Origin of the sequence: Sphingobacterium sp. UBA5670 (assembly GCF_002420705.1) — a bacterium.
Lineage (GTDB): Bacteria > Bacteroidota > Bacteroidia > Sphingobacteriales > Sphingobacteriaceae > Sphingobacterium.
In genome coordinates, this window is sequence record NZ_DIIM01000018.1 from 206,353 (window position 1) to 229,561 (window position 23,209).

At 39.3% G+C, this 23,209-nt stretch carries 23 protein-coding genes and 1 other RNA gene; 9 read left to right on the forward strand and 15 right to left on the reverse strand.

All coding sequences use genetic code 11. From position 1 onward, the window contains the following. Positions 1-73: 73 nt before the first annotated feature. Entirely contained in the window at positions 74-307 is a 234-nt protein-coding gene (locus B3C94_RS15215; RefSeq protein ID WP_293905108.1) for a hypothetical protein, read from the reverse strand. Positions 308-556: 249 nt separating this feature from the next. On the opposite strand from B3C94_RS15215, the gene dprA reads away from it, so the two are divergent. From dprA to accD, 5 genes are all read left to right on the forward strand, one after another. After that, positions 557-1,678, forward strand: a complete 1,122-nt coding sequence (gene dprA, locus B3C94_RS15220; RefSeq protein ID WP_293905110.1) for a DNA-processing protein DprA — start codon at positions 557-559, stop codon at positions 1,676-1,678. A 97-nt stretch (positions 1,679-1,775) separates the two neighbouring features. Then, positions 1,776-3,281, forward strand: a complete 1,506-nt coding sequence (locus B3C94_RS15225) for an MFS transporter (protein ID WP_293905112.1) — start codon at positions 1,776-1,778, stop codon at positions 3,279-3,281. Next, positions 3,274-3,501: a DUF6814 family protein gene (locus B3C94_RS15230; protein ID WP_293905114.1), complete on the forward strand. Its 228-nt coding sequence runs from the start codon at positions 3,274-3,276 to the stop codon at positions 3,499-3,501. Before B3C94_RS15225 ends, B3C94_RS15230 begins: the two co-directional genes overlap by 8 nt. 306 nt (positions 3,502-3,807) lie before the next feature. Then, an RNA gene (gene ffs, locus B3C94_RS15235) (signal recognition particle sRNA small type) lies at positions 3,808-3,905 on the forward strand. A gap of 219 nt (positions 3,906-4,124) precedes the next feature. Next, a complete protein-coding gene (gene accD, locus B3C94_RS15240) occupies positions 4,125-4,967 on the forward strand; it encodes an acetyl-CoA carboxylase, carboxyltransferase subunit beta (RefSeq protein ID WP_159730536.1) in 843 nt (280 codons plus the stop codon). A 249-nt stretch (positions 4,968-5,216) separates the two neighbouring features. Here the strand turns inward: accD and B3C94_RS15245 are convergent, their stop codons facing one another. Beyond that, entirely contained in the window at positions 5,217-5,471 is a 255-nt protein-coding gene (locus B3C94_RS15245) for a hypothetical protein (protein WP_293905120.1), read from the reverse strand. Between the two features lie 270 nt (positions 5,472-5,741). On the opposite strand from B3C94_RS15245, the gene B3C94_RS15250 reads away from it, so the two are divergent. Then, on the forward strand, positions 5,742-6,077 hold the full coding sequence (locus B3C94_RS15250; RefSeq protein WP_293905122.1) for a MerR family transcriptional regulator: 336 nt from the start codon (positions 5,742-5,744) through the stop codon (positions 6,075-6,077). Positions 6,078-6,291: 214 nt separating this feature from the next. On the opposite strand, the gene B3C94_RS15255 is transcribed toward B3C94_RS15250, so the two are convergent. Continuing rightward, a complete protein-coding gene (locus B3C94_RS15255; protein ID WP_293905124.1) occupies positions 6,292-6,786 on the reverse strand; it encodes a metallophosphoesterase family protein in 495 nt (164 codons plus the stop codon). 3 nt (positions 6,787-6,789) lie between these two features. Next, positions 6,790-7,497: a tRNA1(Val) (adenine(37)-N6)-methyltransferase gene (locus B3C94_RS15260; protein WP_293905126.1), complete on the reverse strand. Its 708-nt coding sequence runs from the start codon at positions 7,495-7,497 to the stop codon at positions 6,790-6,792. A 97-nt stretch (positions 7,498-7,594) separates the two neighbouring features. Here B3C94_RS15260 and B3C94_RS15265 point away from each other — a divergent pair, with 97 nt between their 5' ends. After that, positions 7,595-8,752 carry a hypothetical protein gene (locus B3C94_RS15265; protein WP_293905128.1) on the forward strand — a complete coding sequence of 386 codons (1,158 nt, stop codon included), beginning with the start codon at positions 7,595-7,597 and terminating at the stop codon, positions 8,750-8,752. 205 nt (positions 8,753-8,957) lie between these two features. Here the strand turns inward: B3C94_RS15265 and mutS are convergent, their stop codons facing one another. Further along, a complete protein-coding gene (gene mutS, locus B3C94_RS15270) occupies positions 8,958-11,564 on the reverse strand; it encodes a DNA mismatch repair protein MutS (RefSeq protein WP_293905130.1) in 2,607 nt (868 codons plus the stop codon). Positions 11,565-11,709: 145 nt separating this feature from the next. On the opposite strand from mutS, the gene B3C94_RS15275 reads away from it, so the two are divergent. Beyond that, positions 11,710-13,233 (forward strand): TlpA family protein disulfide reductase, encoded by a 1,524-nt coding sequence (locus B3C94_RS15275; protein ID WP_293905132.1) that lies wholly within the window; start codon positions 11,710-11,712, stop codon positions 13,231-13,233. Between the two features lie 53 nt (positions 13,234-13,286). Beyond that, positions 13,287-14,051, forward strand: a complete 765-nt coding sequence (mtgA, locus tag B3C94_RS15280; protein WP_293905134.1) for a monofunctional biosynthetic peptidoglycan transglycosylase — start codon at positions 13,287-13,289, stop codon at positions 14,049-14,051. A gap of 114 nt (positions 14,052-14,165) precedes the next feature. Here the strand turns inward: mtgA and B3C94_RS15285 are convergent, their stop codons facing one another. The 10 genes from B3C94_RS15285 to B3C94_RS15330 form a co-directional block, all read right to left on the reverse strand. Continuing rightward, complete coding sequence (locus B3C94_RS15285) at positions 14,166-14,621, reverse strand: ABC transporter ATPase (RefSeq protein ID WP_293905136.1); 456 nt, start codon at positions 14,619-14,621, stop codon at positions 14,166-14,168. 196 nt (positions 14,622-14,817) lie between these two features. Beyond that, entirely contained in the window at positions 14,818-15,363 is a 546-nt protein-coding gene (locus tag B3C94_RS15290; protein ID WP_145327838.1) for a DUF420 domain-containing protein, read from the reverse strand. 7 nt (positions 15,364-15,370) lie between these two features. Continuing rightward, positions 15,371-16,099, reverse strand: coding sequence for an SCO family protein (locus B3C94_RS15295; RefSeq protein ID WP_293905139.1), 729 nt, complete (start codon positions 16,097-16,099; stop codon positions 15,371-15,373). Positions 16,100-16,111: 12 nt separating this feature from the next. Then, positions 16,112-16,489 carry a cytochrome C oxidase subunit IV family protein gene (locus B3C94_RS15300; protein WP_120261492.1) on the reverse strand — a complete coding sequence of 126 codons (378 nt, stop codon included), beginning with the start codon at positions 16,487-16,489 and terminating at the stop codon, positions 16,112-16,114. 27 nt (positions 16,490-16,516) lie between these two features. After that, complete coding sequence (locus B3C94_RS15305; protein ID WP_046674128.1) at positions 16,517-17,251, reverse strand: cytochrome c oxidase subunit 3; 735 nt, start codon at positions 17,249-17,251, stop codon at positions 16,517-16,519. Between the two features lie 9 nt (positions 17,252-17,260). Further along, on the reverse strand, positions 17,261-17,842 hold the full coding sequence (locus B3C94_RS15310; RefSeq protein WP_293905145.1) for a cytochrome c oxidase subunit 3: 582 nt from the start codon (positions 17,840-17,842) through the stop codon (positions 17,261-17,263). After that, the gene (cyoE, locus tag B3C94_RS15315; RefSeq protein WP_293905147.1) at positions 17,842-18,747 is read right to left on the reverse strand and encodes a heme o synthase; all 906 of its coding nucleotides are present in this window, start codon (positions 18,745-18,747) and stop codon (positions 17,842-17,844) included. Before cyoE ends, B3C94_RS15310 begins: the two co-directional genes overlap by 1 nt. Positions 18,748-18,820: 73 nt before the next feature. Continuing rightward, positions 18,821-19,864, reverse strand: a complete 1,044-nt coding sequence (locus B3C94_RS15320; RefSeq protein WP_293905149.1) for a COX15/CtaA family protein — start codon at positions 19,862-19,864, stop codon at positions 18,821-18,823. Between the two features lie 77 nt (positions 19,865-19,941). Beyond that, positions 19,942-21,708, reverse strand: a complete 1,767-nt coding sequence (locus tag B3C94_RS15325; RefSeq protein WP_414712688.1) for a cytochrome c oxidase subunit I — start codon at positions 21,706-21,708, stop codon at positions 19,942-19,944. A gap of 133 nt (positions 21,709-21,841) precedes the next feature. Further along, positions 21,842-23,179: a cytochrome c oxidase subunit II gene (locus tag B3C94_RS15330; RefSeq protein ID WP_293905153.1), complete on the reverse strand. Its 1,338-nt coding sequence runs from the start codon at positions 23,177-23,179 to the stop codon at positions 21,842-21,844. Between the last annotated feature and the right edge of the window lie 30 nt (positions 23,180-23,209).

Below are 23,209 nucleotides of genomic sequence, written 5' to 3' on the forward strand. Positions count from 1 at the left end.
TTATAATTGATAAACTAAAATAACCAACTATAAATAATATTAAAAAGGATTTAACTATCTTTAACTTAACAAACTAGAGACCTAATTCTTTTTTAATTTCTAGGCCAATTAGATTGATTTCTTCATCCATACCGAACATAGGAAGCTCCGTTTCTGGATTCAGTTTCAACCAGTTTGTATCATTGTCTTTAATAATCTTTACGTATTCTACACCATCCTTAAAAATAACATACGTATCTTCTTCCTCAGGGAAAACAGAATAAACTACATCCCCCAATTCGATATCAAAAGGTTCTTTCATTTCCATAGTTAAAATATCATTTATCGATCAAAGTTACCAATTCCGCTTCTTTCTTTCCAAAATAGACAAGATTTCTTTGCTGCATAGAGCAACCGTTTTACGAAAATCCCATCCATTGCTCCAAGTTTTCCTTGGAGCAATGACACGGCCGATCACTCCCTAACAATTCCAGCTGATACCCATTACCCCCGAAGCAATTTCTAACAAAAAGCTTAACAGCTAGTTATATTTTTCTTATATTTAAAAAACCCAATTATGAAACTAATTTATCCCATAGCTTTGACAAAAATCAAGGGCATTGGCCCTAGAACTGCTCGTAGCATCATCGAACAGGGGCACAACTTGGCGGACTTGTTCGCTTACCCAAAAAAAGATTTGATGCAAGTCCTTGGGATACGTGAGTCAATCGCCGAAGCAATATCCAACAAAAGCTATATGCCCGCCTGCGAAAGAGAACTTGCTTTTATCGAAAAGCACCAGATACAAGCCTTGTGGCTGGAAGACGAAAATTACCCCGATAGGTTGCGGCAATGTGAAGATGCTCCACTTGTTGTCTACTATAAAGGGAACCAGCCGCTCAACAACACAAAAGTTATTAGTATAGTCGGCACCAGACATGCAACCCATTATGGCCAGAAAATATGCGAAGATCTGCTGGATGCCATGAATGGAAACAAAGACACCTTAATCGTTAGTGGTCTTGCCTATGGTATTGACGCATTGGCACACCGCCATGCACTAAAAAACAATATGCCCACCGTTGCTGTATTGGGGCATGGTCTCGACCGAATTTATCCGGCGTCCCATCGCGAACTTGCCACAAAAATGTTAGATCAAGGCGGTCTGCTGACAGAATTTACATCCGGCACATTGCCCGAACGCAATAACTTTCCTATGCGCAATCGCATTATCGCTGGGATGGCAGATGTCACCATTGTCGTAGAAGCGGCTATTAAAGGAGGCGCATTAATTACTGCCGAAATGGCCAACAGCTACAATCGGGATGTCTGCGCATTTCCGGGCTCCATCTATGAAAAAAGTTCTGAAGGAACCAACTATCTCATCAAGACTAACCGAGCTCACTTGATTAGAGGGCTTCAGGATCTCGAATACCTGATGAACTGGGAGCTCAGCACAAAAACTATTGAAAAGCAACTAAGCCTCCCTTTGTTAACATTAACGAAAGATCAAGAACTCCTATTTACGCTTATTCAGCAACAGGGACAGTTAGCGATTGATCATATGATTGAATTCACAAAATGGCCCCAAAGCAAGCTGGCCTTAATTTTATTGGAACTTGAAATGCAGTCACTCATTCACGCCCTACCCGGCAAACGATATAAAACACTCATACAGGCCGAAATTCGAAAAAATTAAATCATTTCCTATCATGCAACAGATCAACCCACCTCCAGGAAGGTAGCTTGGAAGGCATTAAAAATTTACAATTATACCCAACCAAAACCAAGAATTAATGAACGAAAACAATACAAAAAGTATCTGGAAAGTCATCGGAGCCTCTTCTATGGGGACACTTATCGAATGGTATGACTTTTTTATTTTCGGTAGCTTATCCATTGTAATTTCTACCAAATTTTTCCCCGCAGAAAATCCGACTGCTGCTTTTCTTTCCACCTTAGCTACATTTGCTGCAGGCTTTGTAGTAAGACCCTTTGGCGCACTATTTTTTGGCCGATTAGGAGACATCATCGGTCGTAAATATACCTTCATGGTTACTTTAATGCTCATGGGAGGAGCCACATTTCTAATTGGCTGTATTCCGAGTTATGACAGTATTGGTTTCTGGGCACCGCTGCTTGTGCTGATCCTTCGACTTTTGCAAGGCCTTGCACTTGGAGGCGAATACGGCGGAGCAGCGACCTATGTGGCAGAGCATGCTCCTTTAGGCCAGCGGGGCTATTGGACATCCTGGATTCAGACAACAGCTACATTTGGCCTTTTTATATCACTGGTCGTCATCCTCCTTACAAAAGGCTTCCTCAGCGAATCACAATTTGATACCTGGGGCTGGCGCGTTCCTTTCCTCCTCTCTTTAGTCATGGTATACGTATCCTATCTTATTCGTAAGAAGATGAAGGAATCACCCGAATTTAGTAAGGCCAAAGCGGAAGGAAAGACGAGTACAAATCCGTTAAAAGAAAGTTTTGGCAACCGCTACAACCTCAAATTTGTGCTGCTAGCACTCTTTGGTGCAGCCATGGGGCAAGGTGTTGTTTGGTATACGGGCCAGTTTTACTCCATGAGTTTCATGAAAACGGTCATGCACCTCCAATCTGACCAGGCCGATACCATCCTCGGCATCGCATTACTCTTGGGAACTCCATTTTTTGTTGTATTCGGATGGCTTAGTGACAAAATCGGCCGAAAATGGATTATGCTCGGCGGGATGCTACTTGCCGTATTGACTTATCGTCCTATATACGAATGCATGTACCAACTTTCCAATGCGGCAAAGAAAGTCCAAGTAAACGAAACAACGGAGGTCCCCTCTGGAACGCAAACGACGGAAATCCTTTCGATCACCAAGACGCAATATGAGGACCGGACAGAAATTACTAGAACCAGCATGATACACCAGTCAGGAAAACTCAAAGGACAACCCATGACCAAAACCACAGTCCATCTTGCAGGCGAGAACTATATGCTGCTCATCCTTTTGATCTTTATACAGGTGATTTATATCACAATGGTGTACGGACCCATCGCCGCATTTCTTGTTGAACTCTTCCCTGTAAAGATCCGCTACACATCCATGTCCCTCCCCTATCATGTTGGCAACGGGATTTTTGGAGGTCTTCTACCAGCTGTATCGACATACTTAACGACAAATGCCGAAGTTTCCGATACCCCGCAATTCTATCTTGCTGGTTTATGGTACCCTATTGTCATTGCCATTGTATGTTTTATAATTGGCAGTATTTATATCAACAACAAATCAACTCCCGCAACACATGAATAATCTCAAAAAATTCCTCGGTATACTTTGGATCGTTTTAGCCTTGTTTACTGCCTACTTTTCCATTTTCGAACTGGCCCTGCCAAAGATTTCAACGGGACATCAGGAAGATCTGGTATTTGGAATCATTATCCTGTGCATCTTGACCCCTATCATCTCGATTGGACTCGGCCTATTTGGCTATTATTCCCTATTGGGCGAATACGATCAGAACAAAATGTAGTCTCAAAAACAAGATCGACTTTGAATAGGCTTAATAGTTGAGTTTCGCCCGTTCAAAGTCGATCCAATATCGATCAGATTATTTGCGTTCCGACGCTTTGACGAGAATAATTACAGCCAATCGACCCGGTCAAACACTTATTTTAATCTATTTTTAGCTATTTTACACAGATACGATCTCTTTTCCCCCATTAAATAGCCCCTAAAAGAAGTTACCAAATACAATTTATTACAATGATAATCAGCAGCATAAGATAAAATAGCATTTTTTCTTTCCTAAAACTGATTTTTTTTCTACTTTTGTGGCGGGTAAGTCTTCTACGACCAGCTCCCATTGACTCCCCCAGGTTGGGAACAAAGCAAGGGTATTTGGTTGAGCGGTGCGATAGGAGTAGCTTACCCTTTTTTTATGCCCATTTTTTTGACTTCCTCGGTCCAAAACGCTATTCTAACCTAATAATCAGCTCAATATCGTGTATATCCCAATTGTTACTCACATTTCCTCTATTTATAGAAGCCCTATAACACAAGGAGTTTTAATCGCTTGGTATGTACATTCAACACAATTATAATTGTATATAAAAGCAAATTTATATAAGTTTGTAATCGAATAAGAACTATCGTATGAGTTGGTTTAAAAGAGAAAAAGCTGGTATTAGCACAGCTACCGCTAATAAAAAAGAAGCACCTGATGGTATGTGGAACAAATGTCCTACATGTAAAAAACCATTATTGCATCTTGAACAAGTAGAAAACGACTATGTTTGTCAATATTGTGGCCACCACCTAAGAATTGGCTCCAAAGAATATTTTTCAATTTTATTTGATAATAACGAATTTACCGAACTATTTCCTAATTTAAATTCAGGTGATCCTTTAGAATTCTTCGATTCAAAGCCTTACCCTGAACGTTTAAAAGAAAGTCAAGCCAAAACAGGTCTTAAAGATGCTCTACGTTCTGGCCATGGAAAAATGAATGGTCAAGACATCGTTATTGCTTGTATGGACTTTAGTTTCATCGGCGGATCAATGGGATCTGTTGTCGGTGAGAAAATCGCCCGTTCGATAGATTATTGTATTGAGCATAAAATTCCATTTATGCTAATTTCCAAATCAGGTGGTGCACGTATGATGGAAGCCGCATTTTCGCTTATGCAAATGGCTAAAACTTCGGCTAAATTGGCGCTCTTAGCAAAAGCAGGACTTCCTTACGTTTGTTTATTGACAGACCCTACTACAGGAGGAGTTACAGCATCTTACGCGATGTTAGGTGATGTAAATATCGCAGAACCTGGAGCATTAATCGGATTTGCTGGACCACGTGTTATTAAAGAAACCATCAAAAAAGATCTTCCAAAAGGATTCCAGACTTCAGAATTCGTTCTTGAACATGGATTTTTGGATTTCATTGTCGACCGTAGACAATTAAAAGACAAAGTAGCTACTTATCTAAAATTAGTCGGATAATCATCCAACAGCTATAAAAAAGAAAGCGGTGCCGAGAATCTCTTAGCACCGCTTTCTTTTTTATAAAAGCGTCTGACGTTATTGGCTAGAAAGAGCTCTGCGTTCGCTTTCAATGCTGTTGGTCTACAGAGTCATTAAATTTCCTTCTGCATTGTATGTTTTATCCAAGTAAAGAGTCTTCAATCCGCCTTATAATTGTTGTGCCTTCGACCCCATGACAGTTTTATAGAACCGTTGAATGGGCTTTCCTTAAAGATAGCGCCAAAAAGCCCAGATTTTTCTTTTGGACAGATAATCAGATTCCCTTTCCTTATCATACGCTTCTCTTTCAAAAGAAATACGCAGATAAGCCTTATCAAAATCCCTCAATTGAATAAAGTGCACGGTAAATTCAATCAGGTACCACAGATAAAAAAAAAGAATACCCAGTTCAAGCGCTTGCCGCAAATGAATACGCTCATGACGAATCAAGTCCTCTTTTTGTTTAAAAAATGTACTTTTCAAAAATATAAAAGGATAGATAGTAATTGCGTTGGCTTTTCCAAAAGAAAATAAATTCGTCCAAAATCTGCTAACTATAATCATTATATACTCTCTAGACTTTTTTCAAGCTAGTCAAACTTAGAAAAATTTACTTTTATACACAATTATTATTAAATCCCTCTTGCCTGCTTTACATCGCTTTGTTTCAGTCTTCAATCAGATAAGAGATCGCAAAAATTTCTTTTTGAATTGGAATTTTTATTAAGTTTGCTATAGATTAATCGTGAAGATATGCCGTACAAAGAGCGTGAGATAAATAAATTGTATTATACAATGGGGGAAGTTACAGAAATGTTTGATGTAAATGCGTCCCAAATACGTTTTTATGAGCGTGAATTTGACATTCTACAACCTAAGAAAAATAAAAAGGGTAATCGCTTATTTACGCAGGAAGATATTGCCAATTTAAAGATTATATTCAATTTGGTTAAAGATAAAGGCTATACACTACAGGGGGCACGTGATTACCTACGTGACAACAAATCTGAGGCAAAAGAAAATCAACGTGTAGTAGACTCATTGGAGCGCTTAAAAAGCTTTCTTCTTGAAGTTCGTGATTCACTATAATACCTGCGAAACTTCTTTTTAAAACTCTTGTAATAGAAACCTTTCCGTCGTTTTGACCGACTTCTTCCAGTCTATCCGAAGCGGAAATTCTTTCGATTTATAGAAGAAATAAAATAACGATCTGACAGATTTTACAGCTGACAACCCTATATTTATATAAAGCGCCAGCAAATTCACCTTCACCCAAAGATATTTATCAGCAAGTTAACGTGACTTAACGGCCTTTGAGTTCAATAACCTCCAGGTTTTCAATCTTATCTTTATTGATATCAAAGCGCATTAATGTTCTTACCTTATGCCAGCCCTGCTTACCTGCCGCTCCAGGGTTGAGATGGAGACAATGGATCTTAGGGTCGAAAATAACCTTTAAAATATGTGAGTGTCCTGTAATAAATAATTTAGGCGGATTTCTCATTAGTTCTCCTTTGATTCGAGGAGCATATCTCCCAGGATAGCCACCAATGTGTGTCATGAAGACATCCACATCTTCACAAGTAAACCTTAGATCTTCCGGGAATCGTAAACGGATGTCTTGACCATCGATATTTCCATATACTCCTCGCAATGGCTTAAAAGCTGCTAACCGATCCGCAACATCGCTATCACCAAAATCTCCAACATGCCATATCTCGTCGCAAGCTGCAAAATGAGTAAATACAGCTTCATCTAAAAAAGAATGTGTATCTGAGAGTAATCCGATCTTTGTCATCACTTAAAAAGCTAAAAAATAAGGTGCCAAGGCATTTCGATAAGCATCTGAATAAACACCCTTGGCAGCATAAATAACAAATGCACGTTTAGCGAGGGGTTCAACACGTAAGCGTTCAAATGTAACGATTTTCCGAATCGCCGATTCCCCTTCAAACGAGCTTATTTGTACCTCTCTGGAACAGTATAAACCTCTTTCCGCTGAAATTTTAGTCAACGTTTCCGCTAACGCCGTCGGAACAATCAGCACCAGTTTTCCCTGATTCGATAAGCGTAAAGCAGCGAACTCCAGCAGTTCAGCAAAAAAGTCCAGATCGGTGTGTCGCGCCAACTTCTTCCGGTCATCCGGATTATGCAATGAATCGGTATAAAACGGTGGGTTTGATACGATCAGATCGTAATGCCCATTTACATCCATTTGCTGAAAAGAAGTAGCATGCAACACTAAACGTTCCTGGAAAATGGAGTTACGGAAATTTCTGTCTGCCATCGCAGCAGCCAACGGATCAATTTCGACAGCCTCTATCCTGCTGTCTACGAGCCGTTGAGCCAACATCAATGCAATAACCCCCGTACCCGTACCAATATCCAGTACGCGATCCACAGGTTCTACTTCCAGCAGAGAAGCCAGCAGTACGCCATCTGTGTTAATCTTCATCGCACAGTTAGACTGATCAACCTCAAACTGTTTAAACCGAAATATCGATGCCATAAGCCAAAGATAAAACTTTTACAACCTTTGGCACAAACAAACCAGTGTATCATCCAATTTATTTGCTAATTTAGTCAGCAACAAATCTATATAAGCCATGAATATCCGTCAGCTTGCTCTTATGATATTGATCATCATTGCTGTGCTTCCTACAAAACTACTGCATGCACAAGAGAATTGTGACCAACATACAGCTGAGATACTTCCTTTATTGACAAAGACATTGAACAACAATGACTTTGATCAAATTGATCCTTTACTCAATAGTATGCAAGCAAGCTGTGGTGTCAACGAGTTTGTACAGCGTTTACGTATTCTTGTATACATCATTGAAAAAAAGAATAGCACAACAGAGATCAAACAATATATAGACAACCAATTCGATAAAATTTTCCTACAGCGATTAGACGCGGCAGACCGGGAAGATTTCGCAGCTCAATACGATCAGGACAAAGCAAAATACAATTTCGTACCATTAAGGCATCCCCTGGACGGTCTCATAAAAATAAGAGCGAAAGCTCTTCTCGCTTCGGATAGTTATACATTAAGCGATCAGGAGAAAGATATTTTACAGCTCTTTTCGGATACTGAAGTTGCCAATGCTGTACAAGACCGACAGGCTGACGAGCAAAATAATCAACAGCGATTTCCAACACCCAAAGTGTACAGAGATAGACAGAAAGCTAAAATGGGCTATGTTCCTTCAATCGGCGTAGTCACCCCACTCGGCGGAACCAACAAAATTTTTGGAACCAATATAAGCTTTGGATTTATGCTGATGAGCTCGCTGGAAAGAAAATTTATTTTCGAAGGGGGCTTCAAGGTGCGCATCAACTCAAACGACCGCAATATTGATTACAATTACGAGGGCTCCAATGTTTCGGTCAATTCTTCAGCGACCGCATTTATGGGCGGTGCGGTAGGCTACAAAGTTTTTGATAATGATAAATTTATACTGATTCCAAAAGGTATCCTTGGCATAGATATTACAGATACCGGCATCACAGAAAGTGCCTATTCCTCCGGTTATTATGATCCTGATGGCTATTATTATGATGGTGGATACACGGATCGTATGGTAACCATCAATAATGTGCACTTGGGACTTGGTCTCGCATCGCTATTTCGCATGAAAAACCAAAAGTATATAGGTTTCGAACTCGGCTATCATTACACGCCCTATGATGCAAGCAGTAAGGTATTGAGCCCAATACAGGCAAATTATGGAAGTTTGGAGCTATTCTTCAGATTTTAAGCAATAGCCCTTCAAAAACCTTCATGACTTCGCAGACACAAACAGCAAATGAAAGCGAGCTGAAGGTTCTTTATAGCCCATAAGATCAGACTCTTTCAGTAAAAAATACGCCAGATGATTTCTATTTTAAAAAACATCATCTGGCGTATCTACATCAAAGAAGAAAATCGCACTTGAGATCAGGTGTCCAAATCCAAAGGAAGATCTAATTCTTTAAAAGACGTTGTATCTCATCCAATTTCATTAATGCTTCAACCGGAGTAAGCGAATTAACATCTAAGTTATTCAGCATATCCCTGATCTTATTCAAGACAGGATCGTCAATAGAAAACATCTGCAATTGATAGGCCTGTTTCTGGATTTTGCGCATGCTATCTTTAATCTGCTCTCCTCCAGTGCGCTCCTGCTCCAGCCTTTTCAAGATTTGATTAGCCCGGTTAAGCAACTTTTGCGGCATACCGGCGAGCTTTGCCACATGAATTCCGAAACTGTGTTCTGAGCCTCCTGGAACAAGTTTACGCAAGAAAATAACTTTGTTATTGACTTCCTTCACTGTTACATTATAGTTTTTTATACGATCCAACGAAGTAGTCAGCTCGTTTAATTCATGGTAATGCGTGGCAAACAAGGTTTTTGCCTTAGCAGCAGGATGATTATGTAGAAATTCGGCAATAGCCCAGGCAATAGAAATACCGTCATATGTACTTGTACCACGACCGATTTCATCCAAAAGAATAAGACTACGATCTGATAAATTATTCATGATGCTCGCCGTCTCATTCATCTCTACCATAAACGTAGATTCTCCGGAAGAAAGATTATCCGAAGCGCCCACACGAGTAAAAATTTTGTCAACCAAACCGATCTTTGCTTCTTTTGCCGGTACGAAACAACCAATTTGCGCCATTAACACGATCAGTCCCGTCTGACGGAGTAAAGCCGATTTACCGGCCATATTAGGCCCCGTAATAATAATAATCTGTTGTGTTTTCGGATCTAAAAAGGTATCGTTGGTAATATAGTCCTCGCCTATTGGCAAATTTCTTTCAATGACAGGATGTCTTCCACCTTTAATATCCAAAACCTTGCTCTCGCTGACTTCGGGTTTTACATAATAGTTTTTCTCCGCTACAACAGCAAAGTTAAGCAGCACATCCAACTTAGCTATGAGCTGTGCGTTGATCTGAATAGGCTTGATATATTCAGCAATGGCAATCAACAGTTCAGCATATAATTTATTCTCAAGCGCTTGGATCTTCTCCTCAGCACCGAGAATCTGTTCTTCATATTCTTTAAGTTCCTCCGTAATATAACGTTCAGCATTCACCAGCGTCTGTTTACGTATCCACGTCGTCGGAACCTTATCCTTGTGTGTATTCGTAACTTCCAGATAATAGCCAAATACATTATTGAACGCTATTTTTAAAGAAGGAATTCCAGTGAGCTCCGCTTCCCTTTTTTGGATCTCAAGAAGATAGTCTTTGCCACCAAAAGCGATCTTGCGCAAGCGATCCAATTCGGGGTCCACCCCTTCCGCGATTACACTCCCCTTATTGATCGCGACAGGAGGCTCCGCCTGAACCTGTTGCTCGATTTTTTCACGTATAACAGTACATGCATCTAACTGATCTGAGATTCTCCGAAGAGCATCAGCATCTTTACGATCGGTAAGTTCCTTCAATTTCTCAATAGCATATAACGCGCGCTTCAACTGCACAATTTCCCGCGGATTCGCTTTTTGTAGTCCGATCTTGGAAATTAAACGCTCCAGATCTCCAACCTGCTTGATCTGACCAATCAATTCATCCCGTAAATCACGGTTGATGAAAAAGAAATCTACCACATTCAATCGCTCCTGAATACTTTTTTTGTCTTTCAGTGGCATCACAATCCAGCGCTTGAGCAGGCGCGCTCCCATTGGACTGGACGTATGGTCTAATACATCGGATAAGGTAACCGCATTTTCATTCAGCGAACCGATTAATTCCAAATTGCGAATCGTAAAACGATCCAGCCACATAAAACGATCCTCTTCAATACGGGAAAGTGTAGAAATATGCTGCAGATTACGATGTTCTGTTTCATTGAGGTAATGCAATGCGACACCAGCAGCAACAATCCCGGCAGTCATGCGATCCACGCCGAATCCTTTCATCGACGAGACTTCAAAATGCTTCAACAACGTTTCTGTCGCATAATCACCCGTATAAGGCCATTCATCAAGAAAATAAGTATAATATTGTGCTCCAAACTGCTCAATAAATTCCTTGCTCTGTTTTTTGGAGAGGATAATTTCTGTTGGTTTAAATCCTTGAAGCAATTTATCGATATAGGCTACACTACCTTGAGCAACCAGAAATTCTCCTGTTGAAATATCCAGGAAAGAAATACCGATCCGCTCCTTTTCGATAAAGATTGATGCTAAATAATTATTCGATTTTTGTTGAACAATATTGTCATTGTAAGAGACTCCAGGTGTCACCAGCTCCGTCACACCACGCTTAACAATTGTTTTTGTCGTCTTTGGATCCTCCAGCTGATCACAGATCGCCACCCGTTGGCCTGCACGCACCAGTTTCGGAAGATAGGTTTCCAATGAATGATGAGGAAAACCAGCCAATGCAGTCTCCGATTCCGAGCCATTACCGCGCTTCGTCAAAACGATACCCAAAATTTGGGCCGCTTTGATCGCATCCTCTCCAAATGTCTCGTAAAAATCGCCAACACGGAACAGCAACAACGCTCCAGGATACTTAATCTTGATCGCATTGTACTGTTGCATCAATGGGGTCACTTTCTTTTCTTTTGCCAACTTTTAAAATCAATTTTTATGAAGCGTAAAAATAGGATAATATCGTCGGTTTGGCAAATTACAATATCGAACAAATTTTAACACTAATTAAGAATCTTCGATCAGTCAAATTAATATATTTGATTTTCCATATAAACTATTTATTATGAAAGTCTTTTTCGCCACATTATTGCTTTCACTGATGCTCATCAACATTGCTTACGCACAAATGAAATCAGATCCTATTTCGTTAACCGACGAATCGTATGATAAATTAGGTAAAAAACAGCTTGCTCAAGTATCAGGTCGTGTACTAAACGCAACCCCGGAAGAACTCGCAAATCTCAAAATTAGCTATACATTTGTTAACCTAATCGGTCCCAGTCAAAGCTCGAATGAGACAAAAGTGAATGTCGATGGTCGCTTTGAATTTACCCAAATGTATACACTTCCTTACCAACAGGTATGGTTTAGCTTAGGTGACTACGCTTATACCTGTCTTTACCTTCAAGATGGATTAGAAATCACCTTTGATCTAAACAAACTCAAGAAAAAAAAGATTTATATGATCGGTGACGGTATCACGTTTGCAGGAAAAGATGCCGAAGTAAATCGGCAAATGAACGAATATATTTTATTTGATAAAAAGCATAATCCTGATTTTTACAAGCCACTCCAGCAACTTAAACCAAGCACCCAAGATTTCCAATATAAACTGGATTCTTTATTTACTATTCAGAGAAAGACAAATTTAGATTTCTATCAGACATATGGAAACTCGTGTAAATCGTTGATTGATGCCGCCACTGAAGCCCAGTATACCTATAAAAAATTGGATTACTACCTAACAAATAAAATTAAAGTAGCTAACGATAGTATATTAGTTCCCATTTATTCGATTTCCAATGATGTCAGCGATTATTTTAGGTTTTTACATTATTACGTCAAATATGTCCTATACCCATTCAATGAAACTCGCGGGGACTACGTGAAAGTAGCAGACTACGCCAATCAAACTTTTCCAAAAAATTACGCCGATATTATTAACCTCCGATTTGAAGACAACGATATTGCAGCGCAAAGTAAGATTTATAAGACAATACTGAACAAATTAAACTGCCAATGGGCGAAAAAGAATATTGGAATAGAAATAGATGGGTTAAATGTTAAACAAACAAAATTGGAACAGCTGCTAGTATCGTCAAAGACAGCACCAAAACAGACATCCCTAGGAACAATGATAAAAGAATTTCCATTTGATGCCGAGCTAATCTCAAACCAAAGCAAAGACGGATCCGAGCTTCTGAAAACGATCAAAGCAAAATATCCCAATAAACTTATCGTATTAGATATATGGGCTACCTGGTGTGCACCTTGTATTGGTCAGATGCCCTACAGCAAAAAGCTACATCATAAAGCCAAAGCAACGAAATTGCCGGTTGAGTTTGTATACCTATGCACGGATCAAGGATCCAATCGGGAAAAATGGATCAATAAGGTAGTCGAACTGGAGCAACCGGGCATCCACCTTTTTGTAAATGACAGCTTGATAACGGAGTTGTTCTCTTTATTTAACCGATCCGGTTTTCCAACTTATGCTGTGATAAAACCCAATGGTGAAATAGATACTAAAGGAATATCTTGGATGAGTGATGTCACTTTGGAAAAATTAAAAGAAATGACAAAATAGTATATGGAATATTTGCTTTTTGATGCTTATGTTTGCACAAATTTTGTAATGATATGGCCATCAAAAGATCTGGTAAACAAAATACGTCCAGCAAACAACAAAATACCTTCAAAAAAAAATCCTTCAACCCTTTGAAGTCCATAAAATCGCCTATCCTGCGCATTGTGACACGGGTAGTACTCTATTTTATTGGTATTTCACTCTTCTGGGTTATTAGCCTGCGGTTTATTAATCCTCCCATCACTTGGTTAATGATTCAACGTGGGTTTGAACTGAAGGAACAGGGCAAAGGATTTAAACTGGAAAAAAACTGGCTGGATTACGATGAACTTTCCGACAACTTAAAATTAGCGGCCATTGCGGGGGAAGATGCACACTTCATGACACACTGGGGATTCGACTTGCAGGGGATTCAGAATGCCATCAAAAAAAATGCACAAGGAAAGAAACTACGCGGCGGAAGTACAATTAGTCAGCAGGTGGCCAAAAATGTTTTTCTATGGCCCGGCCGCTCCTGGTTAAGAAAAGGCTTTGAGACTTACTTTACCATTCTTATCGAAACATTCTGGAGTAAGAAACGTATCCTTGAAGTTTATCTCAATGTGATTGAAATGGGACAGGGAGTTTATGGTGCCGATGCAGCTGCTTCGTATTATTTTAGCAAAACAGGCAGCAATCTTTCCAAAAAACAAGCGGCATTGATCATAGCCATATTACCGAACCCAAGAGAATGGGATGCACGTAACCCTTCTGCCTATGTCAATAGACGTGCAAACGCGATAGCAAAATATATGCATCATTACACTATTCCTGAATAAGCGAACCCATCGCCATTCAGCGGATCAATCAGAAGAGAAGCAATACAGATCTATAGATCAAAAAGAAAGGCCATACATAACTATGGCCTTTCTTTGTATAATATGTTGTGCAACTTATTTAAAAAGTCGTTTATGCCAACTTTGATGAAAGGGGACTACCCATGCATTCTCAATTTGATGCTCATGCGTAATGGTGTTATCAAATACCAGCGTATTGTCATTGATTGTACCATCCGCCAATAACTTCTCAAATCCGTCACGGTTAACGACAGCTATTCCCTGATCCACCTTGTAAGCAAATTGCATGCGGTCAAACAATTGAATACCGTATTTAAATTCAATTCCTTTCAAAAACCGAACCGAGCTATCAATGGAGCAGCCAGATGCAGCCGCCACTTCCTCGTCAACTTTAAGAATGATAAAAAGATTATCCCGCAACTCTGCTGAAGCCGAAAGCGGCTTTCCATGTACTTTCCACTGTTCAGCAAAAGCTTGCAGTTCAGTAACAATACCTTCTCCCTCTGCTGCCGATAATATACGATCAGCCTGATAAATCCAGATACGCTTCATATGCAAATATTTTTTTTACAGATTCCTCTAGCCGATACTAATTGGCTGATCAATCCTATACTGTTTATACTCTCGGCTACGTGGAATACATGCTCCATCGCATCCGATTTCATGTCAATTTAATCAAGCTTCATGTTAATGAAACCCATATTAGACCTAATTTTACCCCAATTACTTACCTTGCTTTCCTTTATACCTAACCAATATAATACGGAGAGATCATTAAATAAACGATCACACCTGTAACGGCCACATACAGCCACATCGGATAAGTAATTCGGGCAAGCTTTTTATGACGCTCATAAGAGCCCGATATACCTCTAACAAATGTAAAAAGTACAAAAGGGATGATGATAATGGAAAGCAAAATATGCGTGATCAGGATAAAGAAATAGATCGGTCTCAAAATTCCCTCGCCACCATATTTTGTCTCGATTGAAGTCATGTGATAGGCGACATACATCGCCAAAAAAGCTAAGGAACAAGCAATACACCATTTGATCAAACGCTCGTGTAAAGCCTTATTTCCCTTTTTTATCGCAGCCACAGCCCAAAAAAGCAATACAGCCGTAATCCCATTGATAGCCGCGTAGATAGGAGGCAAAAATGTTAACGGTTTTACATCATAACCCAGCTTTTGTAAATTCACCGTAAAAAGGATAGCAACCACTATCGGTATCACAATCGATAGCAACCAAATCCATTTACTATACTTTTTTTCCTTGTTAAGACTCTCTTCCATGATATAATTACCTCTTTTGTTCTATTGTAGCTGGATGGTTCCGGACTTCCTCGACCAATAATAATTTGATTTCATCCTCAAGGCGATCAACATCCGTTTTGACATTAATGTCATAAATACCTCTTATCCGTCCCTTTGTATCAAGTAAAAGATAATTAGACCCAATAATAAATGGTTTGCTGCCTTCCTTATTGACAAGTGCATCCTGTAATAAACTTTCCTTGGCAAATTTAAAGATATCAACAGAAGGATCTGTCACAAAAAACCAAGATTTGGTCCAAGGTTTGTAAACTTTCGCATATTTAGCCAACACTTCAGGTGTATCATATGCCGTATCCACTGTAATTGAATACAGCCTGACTTTCTTATTCTGAATAAACCGATTAGCAATTTGATCCAATCGCTTAATCATTGTCCTTGATAAGGATGCATCCCTAGAGTACATCAGATGGACCACAGAAAGTGTCGTATCGTTGTCCAATAAATGCACCTTCTTGCCGTCATAATTAACAAAATCAACAGCGGGTACAGTATGGTATATCGTGTCAGGGATATCTCTGCCCCATTTTCTATGGGTTGTCCCCGGTACTTCCTTTTTCCCAAAAATTGGTAAGGAAGCATAGCTATTAGAGCCGCTTTTATTTAGTATAAAATATAAAAATCCTGGCAATAAAAGAATTACTGCCAGGATCAATATAGTTTTAATACCTTTCTTTTGTCCAGTATTATTATTCATTATCCACTTTGTCTATTTATTTGGAAACAATTGATGCTCTTGAAAAGCACCCGCTAAGAAACCTCCTTCAACCAACATCAGGACAATAAAATAAATAATAAAAATAAAGACAATCGCAACGGTAACAATGAAGCTCGACTTCTCGAATTTCAAGTGCATAAAAAATGCAACGATATAATAAGCTTTAACTAAAGTAAGTACGATGTAAATAGTATTTACCAACGCACCTTTAGCCAAAATTTGCCAATGGTGTACAAAGCCCAATGCAATTAAGAACTCTAGACAAGTAAGCGCCAAAAGTACGCCAAATACTCTCCAGATGGCTTTTTTATCCATCCCACCTTCGTGAGCGTGCTCGCCATGAGCGATATTATCTTGATATTGTGACATAGCTATCTAAAATTATTTTTTTCGTAATTAGATTAAGTAGAAGAATGTAAATACGAATACCCACACCAAATCCACAAAGTGCCAATATAAACCTACCTTTTCGATCATAAGATAAGAACCACGGTTTTCGAATGTGTTATTCAATGTCATACATAGAATGATGATATTTAAAATAATACCTACCGTAACGTGGAATCCGTGAAAACCGGTAATAGTAAAGAATAAGTTAGCAAATTGCAAAGCTGAAGTATAGGAAATGTCATGTGTGAAATATGGCATCAATGCTGTTTTAATTGCATCGCCTTCCAAACCAGTTGCAGGATTTTTACCGAACCAGAAACCCATATGGTGTAAGTGAGTCCACTCAATAGCCTGACAACCTACGAAACAGATACCGCCCAGAATTGTCCATAACATCCATTTAACTACTTCATTCTTTTGATTACGGTGACCTGCCTCAACGGCCAAAACCATCGTTACAGAAGACATAATCAAAATAAATGTCATCAAACCGACAAATACCAATGGTTGACCATGCTCTGCGATCCCTGGAATAGATTGGAAGATCTTATCCGGATCAGGCCAAGTTGGATGAGAAAAGCGTTGTGCGCCATAATAAACCAAAAATGCAGAAAATGTGAAGGCATCCCCTACCAAGAAAAACCACATCATGATTTTTCCATACTCTAAGTTCCAAGGTGATTTTCCACCATTCCATGGACCAGTTTTTACCTTATCCAATTGCGATACTGTTGTACTCATTGTTTACTATTATTGATTCAAAAGTAAGAAAACATATATATAAATCCATAAAAGATCGAGAAAATGCCAAAAAATACTGGCAAGATCCATGCGGAAAAGATTGCCGTCCTTAGGAAGTTTATTAATTCCTATAATCGCGCCAATCAAAACGATCAAACCCGCAATAATATGCGCCAAGTGCATCCAGATAAAAACGTATATAAAAGATTGCGATGCGTTGTTATTTACAAAATAAACACCCCTATCGATCAATACATTCCAAGCATGAACTTGCAAAGCAAAAAATACGACTCCCAAAATAAAAGTTGCTATCAAAAACGACCGCTGTTTGGAAGACTCGCCATTTTTAGCCGCTTTATGTGCTAAAAACATCGTCAGACTACTTACCACAATCACTATTGTACTATACAAAAGTGCGTTCGGCAATAAAGTCTTAATTCCTTTGTCCACCCCGCTCGCCGTATATACAATGAAACCACTGGATAACGCAGCAAACATCATGAACATCCCCAACATACCCAACCACAGGTTGAACTTCTGGGCTTTTCTCTGTACTAACTTCTCGTCAGTCTGTACTTGTATATCTAACATTATTTCAACGGAATAAAGTTAAGCAATAATACGAGTTGTGTCACTGGCAAATAGATAAATGAGGTAAACATCACTTTCTTCGCTGAAGGAATATCACAATTCTTAAACAGCAAATAACCGTAATAACCAAACATCAATCCACCCACTACGGATACAATCGTAAACCAAATTCCACCAAAGCCAAAATGATACGGTATAAAACCTGCCGGTATCATAAACAAGCCTGAAATGAATACCATAAAAGCTGATATCTTATCACGTTTTGTCGTCGGTAATAGGCGAAAACCAGCCAGTTTATAGTCATCATCCACCACCCAGGCAATTGCCCAAAAATGCGGAAACTGCCATAAAAACTGAATAGCAAACAACACAAAGGGAATAATAATAATTGCTGCTTCGTTATGTCCACTATAGTAGGCTAAATCGTCTTGCGAAAAGGCTGCATAATATCCAATTAATGGCGGAAATGCACCCGGAAACGCTCCGACAAACACTGCTATTGGCGACTTTCTTTTTAATGGGGTGTAGATAAATGCATAAAGAAGGATACAGAAAACAGATAGCAGACCAGCGACAAAATTTAAACGAACCAGTACCAAGGTTCCTAAGATGCCCATAAAGACACTCAGTACCAAAGCTTGTCCAGTTGTCATTCGGCCGGAAGGTAAAGGCCTGTCCTCTGTACGTTTCATTAGTTTATCCAAATCCTTTTCAATGATCTCATTAAATCCGTTCGCAGAACCTGTAACAAGGAAACCGCCAACGGTCAATAAGAACCAATTGAACCAGAATATATCACCCTGTTGTTTTGATCCTATCAGAAAAGCAATTGACGCAGAAAATACCACGGTCAACGTAAGTCTCAACTTAACAAGCTTTTTAAAATCTGAAATAAATTCTTTCATAACTAAAAGAGACCTCCTACTATCAGTGTAATTAAACACGTACTTTTAAACATAAACATCCCGAATTCCAAGATTAATGCCTTTGCTTGTTTAACAATAACAATAGGTAGAATTGCGCGCCAAATAATAAGGTGGCAACAACCAAATGTGTTGTCTGTGCAAATGCAGGTATTGCAAATCGAGCTAAGATAATTCCTGATAGCATTTGGATACCCACTAGAGTCAATGCGATTAAAGCAAATTTATATTGCTTAGAACCCGTATTAAAACTTGTGCGGACCAAAAAGAATAATACAATAACTAAAATCAAAGAACAATACGCCAACCAGCGATGTAACTCAAACTGTTGGCCAATAGTTGTTATAAAATCAGTCCGGGCAATCGTAGAACCAGTTAATAAATCAACCTCTTCACGAACCCCCGTTCCGACAATTACTTGCGTTAGCATCAGCAAAATAGAAGCGATGGCAAGCCCTTTTAATATACCCAAAGAACGATTGACCAAAATGGTCTTGTTGCGCAAAGTAACCGCTTTGAAATAAGTATAAATACTAATACAAACGATTACGATGGCTAAGAGCATATGTACTGTAATAATCCAAGGCATCAAATTGGTCGATACGACAATCGAGCCGAGCCAAGCCTGGAGTACTACAACAAAAAGATTAATCACTGACCATACAACGATCGAACTTTTTGATTTCAAATATGTGAAAGAATAAATAGCCGTAAATAACAAACAGAATCCCGAAACAACGCCTACCAAACGATTGATATACTCCGTCCAGGTTTTTGCAACATTAAACTCCTCATGCTGTAAAATACTCTTGTCGGTACGAAGCTTGTAAGCCATTTCTTTATCGCCGAAAAATTCGACAATCCGTGCGAAACGTTCGTTCTTTTTTGCTCTTCCTTCAATATAATGCTGTTCATATCCCTGAGGTAATTGAGAAATATCCGTTGGTGGAATAATACGGTTAAAACATCTTGGCCAATCTGGGCATCCCATTCCTGACCCTGTACTCCGAACCACTCCGCCAGCAATAATGACCAAAAACAATACGATGATCGTGATAAAATTGGTCTTTATAAATCGCTTCTCAGCTGCTGGAAACATAATACTACCCCTACCTCTTAAAATACAAACTTGTAAAAATAGAGCAGGAATCCCCTACTCTATTTTATACTATTTTATTAGTCTTTTCTACCATTTTGCGCGTTCCATTCTGCTTGGATACGCTCAGCTTCCTCATCTCCTTCGAAATCATGAGGCAAATTAGAACTCATCGTTTCAGAGAAAGGAACACTTTGAGGAATAAAATCCTCACCATGACCTGGCTTACTATAGTCATATGGCCAACGGTGTACTGTCGGGATCTCTCCTGGCCAGTTACCGTGGATATGCTCTACTGGAGTAGTCCATTCCAATGTATTTGATTGCCAAGGGTTTTGTGGTGCTTTTTTACCAAAGAAAATCGATGTAAAGAAGTTCCATAGGAAAGCTACCTGACCTAAAGCAGCAATAATTGCAGCCCAAGTAACCAATTGATTGACAGAAACCCATTTTGCCATGAAAGCAAATTCTGTAAACGCATAGTAACGACGTGGCACACCATCAATACCCATAAAGTGCATTGGGAAAAATACCATGTAAGCACCAACAAAAGTCAACCAAAAGTGTAAATAACCCAGTTTGGTGTTCATCATACGACCAAACATCTTAGGATACCAGTGGTAAACACCACAAAGCATACCGAAGATTGAAGCTGACCCCATAACCAAGTGGAAGTGGGCAACAACAAAATAAGTATCGTGTAAGTTGATATCTAAAGCCGCGTTACCTAAGAACAATCCTGTCAAACCACCAGAGATAAAGAATGATACCAAACCGATAGCAAACATCATCGCTGGAGTGAAACGGATATTACCTTTCCACAACGTTGCAAGATAGTTAAACGCTTTTACAGCAGAAGGAACCGCGATAATCAATGTTGTTATCATAAATACACCACCTAAGAAAGGATTCATACCCGTTACAAACATGTGGTGACCCCATACGATAAACGATAATACAGTGATACCGATCAACGAATAAACCATCGCATGGTAACCAAAGATTGGTTTACGTGAGTTGGTCGCAATAACTTCAGAAGTTAAACCTAAAGCAGGCATAACAACGATATATACCTCAGGGTGACCTAAGAACCAGAACAAGTGTTGGAACAAGATTGGTGAACCACCTTCATTTGGTAAAATTTGTCCTTGAACAACAAGATCCGACAAATAGAATGATGTACCAGCAGCACGGTCAAAAATCAACAGAACAACCGCTGAAACCAATACCGGGAACGACAACATACCTACGATAGCCGTTAGAAAGAACGCCCAGATTGTCAAAGGCATTTTCCATAAATCCATTCCTTTTGTACGCATGTTCAAAATTGTACTCACATAGTTAATACCACCGATCAACTGTGAAGCTACAAATAGAACCATACTCACTAACCATAAAGTCATACCAGTCGCAGATCCAGCGATTGCGGTAGGTACAGCCGATAATGGCGGGTAGATTGTCCAACCAGCAGAAGCAGGTCCACTTTCTACGAAGAACGATGCAACCATAATTACCGATGCTACGAAGAACAACCAGTAAGATAACATGTTCATAAAAGGAGATGCCATATCGCGTGCTCCGATTTGATATGGAATCAATAAGTTACTAAAAGTACCTGATAGACCAGCCGTTAATACGAAGAATACCATGACGGTACCGTGAATGGTCACCAAGGAAAGGAAAAACTCCGGTTTTATACGACCACCTTCAGCCCATTTACCTAAGAATACTTCTAATATAGGGAACTCTTTATCCGGCCATGCTAATTGGATACGGAATAATACTGATAAAAGCATCGCAAAAACTGCCATGATGATACCAGTGATCAAGAATTGCTTAGCAATCATCTTGTGGTCACCAGAAAAAATATACTTTCTGATGAATGACTCCTCGTGATGATGTCCGTGCGAATCGTGATGTTCAGCGCTATGCGATATTACTGTACTTGACATATTCGATTTTATATTCAAAAATTCTTAATTAGTTCAAAGATGCTGTAACTTGTACGCTATCCTTTTTCACGTTAGCTGTTTTACCACTGAACTCTTTTTGCAAATCTTCAGTAAAATACTTGTTTTGTTTAGCTAACCACTCTTTATATTTCTCTTCCGTTACGACAACCACTTTCTTTTGCATGTTGTAGTGACCAGATCCACAAATCTTGTTACACAACATCACGAAGTCATAGTTATAATCACCCAAACGATCACGCATCTCTTCTGTTGTAACAGTAGGTGTGAACTGGAAGTAGTTGGTCATTCCTGGTACCGCATTGATCTGAACACGGAAATCAGGAATATAGAAAGAGTGAATAATATCTTTTGAAACGATATGGAAACGAACTGGCTTGTTTACAGGCAACCAGATTTCAGATCCTTGAATGTCATCCCAAGAATTTTTATCATTAAAGTCAATACCGTAAGGATTGGTTGGTGTCGTCATTTTATAATTACGTTTACCAATAATCCCATCTGAACCAGCGTAACGGACATTCCATTGGAACTGCTCGCCTAATACCTCAACTTGTAATGCTGATTTTTGAAGATCTTCAGGAATATTTGTGATCGATCTCCATGTAAAGAAACCGAACAATACCAATACTGTCAAAACAACAGCCGGAACAATTGTCCACAATTTCTCGATTGCATTGTTATGTGGATAATAATAAGCCTGACGTTTTGCACGCATGCGGTACAAGAATGTAAATGTCATCAACAAAATGTGCGTGATAACCAATACAAATGTTGTAATTGCTGTCGTAATGATAAACATGGTATCAATACGCTCACCGTGCTCAGTTACTGCCGATCTCCAATAAGCCGCTCCCCAGTGTACATATGACCAATATACACCGTAAAGGAATACAACCAAGAAAATGAATAACAATGCAGATTGAAATGTGTTATTCGCAAACGGATTGTATTTACCGTTCATCTTTCTTGTCAATTCATAGATCGAAAGTACTTTACCGATAACGGCAACAACTGTACATATAACCAAGAATAACAACACATAATATGTGAAGTTTTTATAAACCTGAGGGTCTATTTGCTTCACTTCTTCAACAGCAGGAGCAGCAGCACTAGCTTCAGTAGAAGAGCTAGCAGATGCAACAGCAGCAGTACCTGCTGCCGCTGTTGTATCTTTTGCAACCGAATCCGTCGCCGCAGGGGCAGCTACCGCTGTAGTCGCCACTTTAGCAGAATCAGATGCTACTGTATCTTGTTGACTTGCAAGGATAGGAGTCGCAAAAAGCAATCCTAGTGCAAGCACAAAACCCGAGATGGATTTGAATCTATTATTTAATTTAAAGCTCATTTCTTTTATAACGTTTTTACGTAACCTTCC

Excerpts from the sequence above, each read along its gene's own strand:
- B3C94_RS15215 (WP_293905108.1), bottom strand. The coding sequence starts at position 307 with ATGGAAATGAAAGAACCTTTTGATATCGAATTGGGGGATGTAGTTTAT.
- dprA (WP_293905110.1), top strand. The coding sequence starts at position 557 with ATGAAACTAATTTATCCCATAGCTTTGACAAAAATCAAGGGCATTGGC.
- B3C94_RS15225 (WP_293905112.1), top strand. The coding sequence starts at position 1,776 with ATGAACGAAAACAATACAAAAAGTATCTGGAAAGTCATCGGAGCCTCT.
- B3C94_RS15230 (WP_293905114.1), top strand. The coding sequence starts at position 3,274 with ATGAATAATCTCAAAAAATTCCTCGGTATACTTTGGATCGTTTTAGCC.
- accD (WP_159730536.1), top strand. The coding sequence starts at position 4,125 with ATGAGTTGGTTTAAAAGAGAAAAAGCTGGTATTAGCACAGCTACCGCT.
- B3C94_RS15250 (WP_293905122.1), top strand. The coding sequence starts at position 5,742 with ATGCCGTACAAAGAGCGTGAGATAAATAAATTGTATTATACAATGGGG.
- B3C94_RS15255 (WP_293905124.1), bottom strand. The coding sequence starts at position 6,786 with ATGACAAAGATCGGATTACTCTCAGATACACATTCTTTTTTAGATGAA.
- B3C94_RS15260 (WP_293905126.1), bottom strand. The coding sequence starts at position 7,497 with ATGGCATCGATATTTCGGTTTAAACAGTTTGAGGTTGATCAGTCTAAC.
- B3C94_RS15265 (WP_293905128.1), top strand. The coding sequence starts at position 7,595 with ATGAATATCCGTCAGCTTGCTCTTATGATATTGATCATCATTGCTGTG.
- B3C94_RS15275 (WP_293905132.1), top strand. The coding sequence starts at position 11,710 with ATGAAAGTCTTTTTCGCCACATTATTGCTTTCACTGATGCTCATCAAC.
- mtgA (WP_293905134.1), top strand. The coding sequence starts at position 13,287 with ATGGCCATCAAAAGATCTGGTAAACAAAATACGTCCAGCAAACAACAA.
- B3C94_RS15285 (WP_293905136.1), bottom strand. The coding sequence starts at position 14,621 with ATGAAGCGTATCTGGATTTATCAGGCTGATCGTATATTATCGGCAGCA.
- B3C94_RS15290 (WP_145327838.1), bottom strand. The coding sequence starts at position 15,363 with ATGGAAGAGAGTCTTAACAAGGAAAAAAAGTATAGTAAATGGATTTGG.
- B3C94_RS15295 (WP_293905139.1), bottom strand. The coding sequence starts at position 16,099 with ATGAATAATAATACTGGACAAAAGAAAGGTATTAAAACTATATTGATC.
- B3C94_RS15300 (WP_120261492.1), bottom strand. The coding sequence starts at position 16,489 with ATGTCACAATATCAAGATAATATCGCTCATGGCGAGCACGCTCACGAA.
- B3C94_RS15305 (WP_046674128.1), bottom strand. The coding sequence starts at position 17,251 with ATGAGTACAACAGTATCGCAATTGGATAAGGTAAAAACTGGTCCATGG.
- B3C94_RS15310 (WP_293905145.1), bottom strand. The coding sequence starts at position 17,842 with ATGTTAGATATACAAGTACAGACTGACGAGAAGTTAGTACAGAGAAAA.
- cyoE (WP_293905147.1), bottom strand. The coding sequence starts at position 18,747 with ATGAAAGAATTTATTTCAGATTTTAAAAAGCTTGTTAAGTTGAGACTT.
- B3C94_RS15320 (WP_293905149.1), bottom strand. The coding sequence starts at position 19,864 with ATGTTTCCAGCAGCTGAGAAGCGATTTATAAAGACCAATTTTATCACG.
- B3C94_RS15325 (WP_414712688.1), bottom strand. The coding sequence starts at position 21,708 with ATGATTGCTAAGCAATTCTTGATCACTGGTATCATCATGGCAGTTTTT.
- B3C94_RS15330 (WP_293905153.1), bottom strand. The coding sequence starts at position 23,179 with ATGAGCTTTAAATTAAATAATAGATTCAAATCCATCTCGGGTTTTGTG.